4 protein-coding genes are annotated in these 3,232 nt (G+C 62.6%); all 4 read left to right on the top strand.

Annotated elements, in window-relative coordinates; translation table 11 throughout:
• Positions 1-175: 175 nt before the first annotated feature.
• Complete coding sequence (locus B3873_RS22595) at positions 176-1,174, top strand: aminoglycoside phosphotransferase family protein (RefSeq protein ID WP_286869197.1); 999 nt, start codon at positions 176-178, stop codon at positions 1,172-1,174.
• 3 nt (positions 1,175-1,177) lie between these two features.
• A complete protein-coding gene (locus B3873_RS22590; RefSeq protein ID WP_134223633.1) occupies positions 1,178-1,846 on the top strand; it encodes a class I SAM-dependent methyltransferase in 669 nt (222 codons plus the stop codon).
• A gap of 5 nt (positions 1,847-1,851) precedes the next feature.
• A complete protein-coding gene (locus tag B3873_RS22585) occupies positions 1,852-2,907 on the top strand; it encodes a zinc-binding dehydrogenase (protein ID WP_286869195.1) in 1,056 nt (351 codons plus the stop codon).
• A gap of 17 nt (positions 2,908-2,924) precedes the next feature.
• A partial coding sequence (locus B3873_RS22580) for a hypothetical protein (protein ID WP_286869194.1) occupies positions 2,925-3,232 on the top strand: 308 nt, incomplete at its 3' end.

Below are 3,232 nucleotides of genomic sequence, written 5' to 3'. Positions count from 1 at the left end.
ACCCCTACTAAGACTGCCATTACTACATCGACATTCTGCCCGAGACCCTGCGCATGCCGGGATTCCCGCCGCAGACGGTGCGCCTGCTGTTCGATCCCGAGGGTAATCACGCTGCCACATCGGAATTCACGCGACTCAGTGGATGGCCGGGGATCCGGGCCTTCTTCGAGGAACGATGGTGAACACCGGGCTGCAAGCCACCATCACGGCCTTGCTGACACAGTCGGGACTGGATGCTGGCGACCTGCGCCTCACTGCGCTCGACGGCGGCGGCAACAACCGCGTCTATGCCGTTGACACGGCGGGTGGCCGCTATCTGGCCAAGGCCTATTTCAGCGATGCTGCCGATACCCGCGACCGCCTGGGAGCGGAGTACCGATTCCTGCGCTACGCCGGCAAGCTCGGCTTGCACTGCGTCCCGCGCGCGCTGGCCTGCGACCTCCAACAGCGGGTCGGCCTTTACGAATACGTCCATGGCGAGAAGATCGCCGCAGCACGACTGACATCGGCCCATGTCATGGCCGCCGCACAATTTCTGCACGTCCTCAATGCGGCGCGGCACGACGGTCACGATCTGCCGCCGGCCTCCGAAGCCTGTTTCGATCTGACGCAACACCTGACTACCGTCGACCGGCGCATCGCGCGCCTGCAGGCCCTCGCCCCAGCTGATGCGCTGGACGCACAAGCGCAGGCACTGATCAGCGAGATGGCGGCAGTCTGGCAGCACCACCGCGCGCGGCTGCTTGCCGAGGGTCTCCCGCTGCTGGCGGAGGCGGACCGTTGCATATCGCCTTCCGACTTCGGCTTTCACAACGTCTTGCTGCGACCTGATGGCCAGTTGTGCTTCATCGATTTCGAATACGCCGGGTGGGATGATCCGGCCAAGATGATCGGTGACTTCTTTTGCCAGCCCGCCGTCCCGGTACCCTTTGGCGACTTCGAGGATTTTGCCGGCCAGGCACTGGCCTGGTCCGAGCGGGCCGGCTCGCTGCGCGAGCGCGCCCGGCAGCTGCTGCCGGTGATGCAGGCAAAATGGTGCTGCATCATGCTCAACGAATTCCTGCCCGAGGCCGCGCGGCGACGGCAGTTTGCCGATGCATCGATCTCCGTGGATCAGCGCAAGCGCACCCAGCTCGACAAGGCGCGACAATTTTTCCAATCCAGACTGGTATAAGACATGGCCTACATCGATTTCCTCAGCTCTGTTCACAAAAGCACCCAGCGCGATTATCTGGCGCGCGTGAACGACCCTGAATTCCCCAAGCCCAAGGCGGCCGAGCTGGCCAAGCAATGGGGATTCGACTACTGGGACGGCGATCGCCGCATCTGCTACGGCGGCTATCGCTACATGCCGGGCCGCTGGGCACCGGTGGCGCAGGCGATGATCGACCACTATGGCCTGAAGGCGGGCGACAAGGTGCTCGACGTGGGATGCGGCAAGGGATTTCTGCTGTACGAGATGTCGCTGCTGGTCCCCGGCCTGGAGATCCATGGCCTCGACATTTCTCCCTATGCGCTGGAGCATGCGAAGGAAGAGATCCGCGATCGCCTGCTGTTGGGCAATGCCACCAGCCTGCCCTTCCCTGACCAATATTTCGATTTCGTCTTTTCCATCACCACGCTGCACAACCTGCACAACTACGATCTGGACAAGGCCTTGCGGGAAATGGAGCGGGTCGGCAAGCAGAAATATGTTTGCGTAGAGTCATATCGCAACGAAACCGAAAAGGCTAACCTGCTGTACTGGCAGGTCACCTGCGAAGCCTTCTGCACCCCCGAAGAATGGGACTGGTGGTTCCGCCAGACTGGCTATACCGGCGACCATTCCCTCATCTATTTCGAGTGAACACCATGAGCATTCCCAAGACCATGCGTGCGGCCATCCTGGCCGAACTGCAACAGCCGCTGATCATCGATGAGGTCGAACTGCCGCCGCAGCTCGACGTCGGACAAGTGCTGGTGAAGATCGGTGTCAGCGGCGTGTGCGGCTCCCAGCTCGGTGAAATCGACGGCGCCAAGGGCGAGGACAAGTACCTGCCGCACCTGCTCGGCCACGAGGCCTCGGGCATCGTGGAGGAAGTCGGTCCCGGCGTGCGTTTCGTCAAGCCGGGCGATCGTGTGGTATTGCACTGGCGCAAGAGCCAGGGTATCGAATCGCTTCCGCCCAAGTACACCTGGCGCGGCAAGCCGCTCAACGCCGGCCTGATCGCGACCTTCAACGAATACGCCATCGTTTCGGAGAATCGTGTCACCCGTATCGATCCCTCCAGCGACATGGATGTTGCGGCACTGTTCGGGTGTGCGGTCACCACGGGCTTCGGTGTGGCCGAGAACAATGCGGACATCCGTTTGGGGGAATCGGTGGTGGTCTTCGGTGCCGGCGGCGTCGGCCTGAACATCATCCAGGCAGCCTCGCTGCGCTCTGCCTACCCCATCATTGCGGTCGATCTGCACGAAGGCCGGCTGGCGCTGGCCAAACAGGTCGGTGCCACGCATCTGATCAATGCCAGCCAGGTCGATGCCCGCACAGCGCTGCTGGAGCTGACGGGCAAGCAAGGCATCGATGTCTTCATCGACAATACCGGGCAGCCGCCCATCATCGAGATGGGCTATGAGCTGACCAAGGCGCAGGGACGCGTGGTTCTGGTGGGGGTGCCGCGTGCCGGCCGCAACATCAGCATCTACTCGCTGCCGCTGCACTTCGAGAAGACCATCAGCGGGTCGCATGGCGGCGAGGCCGTGCCGCATGTCGACATTCCCCGCTATACCAGGCTGCTTGATGCCGGCCTCATCCAGCTCAAGCCGCTCATCACCGAGCACTTCAAGCTGGACGACATCAACGTCGCCATCCAGCGCATGCGCAGCGGCGCCATGTCGGGCCGCTGCCTGATCCGCATGCACGACTGACCCAGCGCGAGCACGCCATGACTGCACTGAACCTGAAGGACAAGATTTTCGACACGCCCGGCTATTCCAGCGATGTCCGGCTCACGCCTGAGGAGCTGGAGGTCTTTCGCGCTGCCATCACCGAGCAGTGGCTCGACGTGATCGGTAGGGCGCATCCGGAGCTGGTGGCGCAATTCAGGGAAGTGGGCATCGCGCGTTACCACGAGCTGTCCCATCTGCTGAAGCACGAATCACTCTGGCCCAAGCAGCATCGCTGCCTGCCGCTGCACAGCTGCCAGCAGATTCGCGGACTGCCGTTCCTTCAGACCATCCGTGCGGAGATGGG

It is taken from the genome of Herbaspirillum sp. UBA812 (genome assembly GCF_002296545.1).
Lineage (GTDB): Bacteria > Pseudomonadota > Gammaproteobacteria > Burkholderiales > Burkholderiaceae_D > Herbaspirillum > Herbaspirillum huttiense.
Note: the sequence above shows the minus strand (reverse complement) of the source record. Positions and strands in the feature narration are given on the sequence as shown.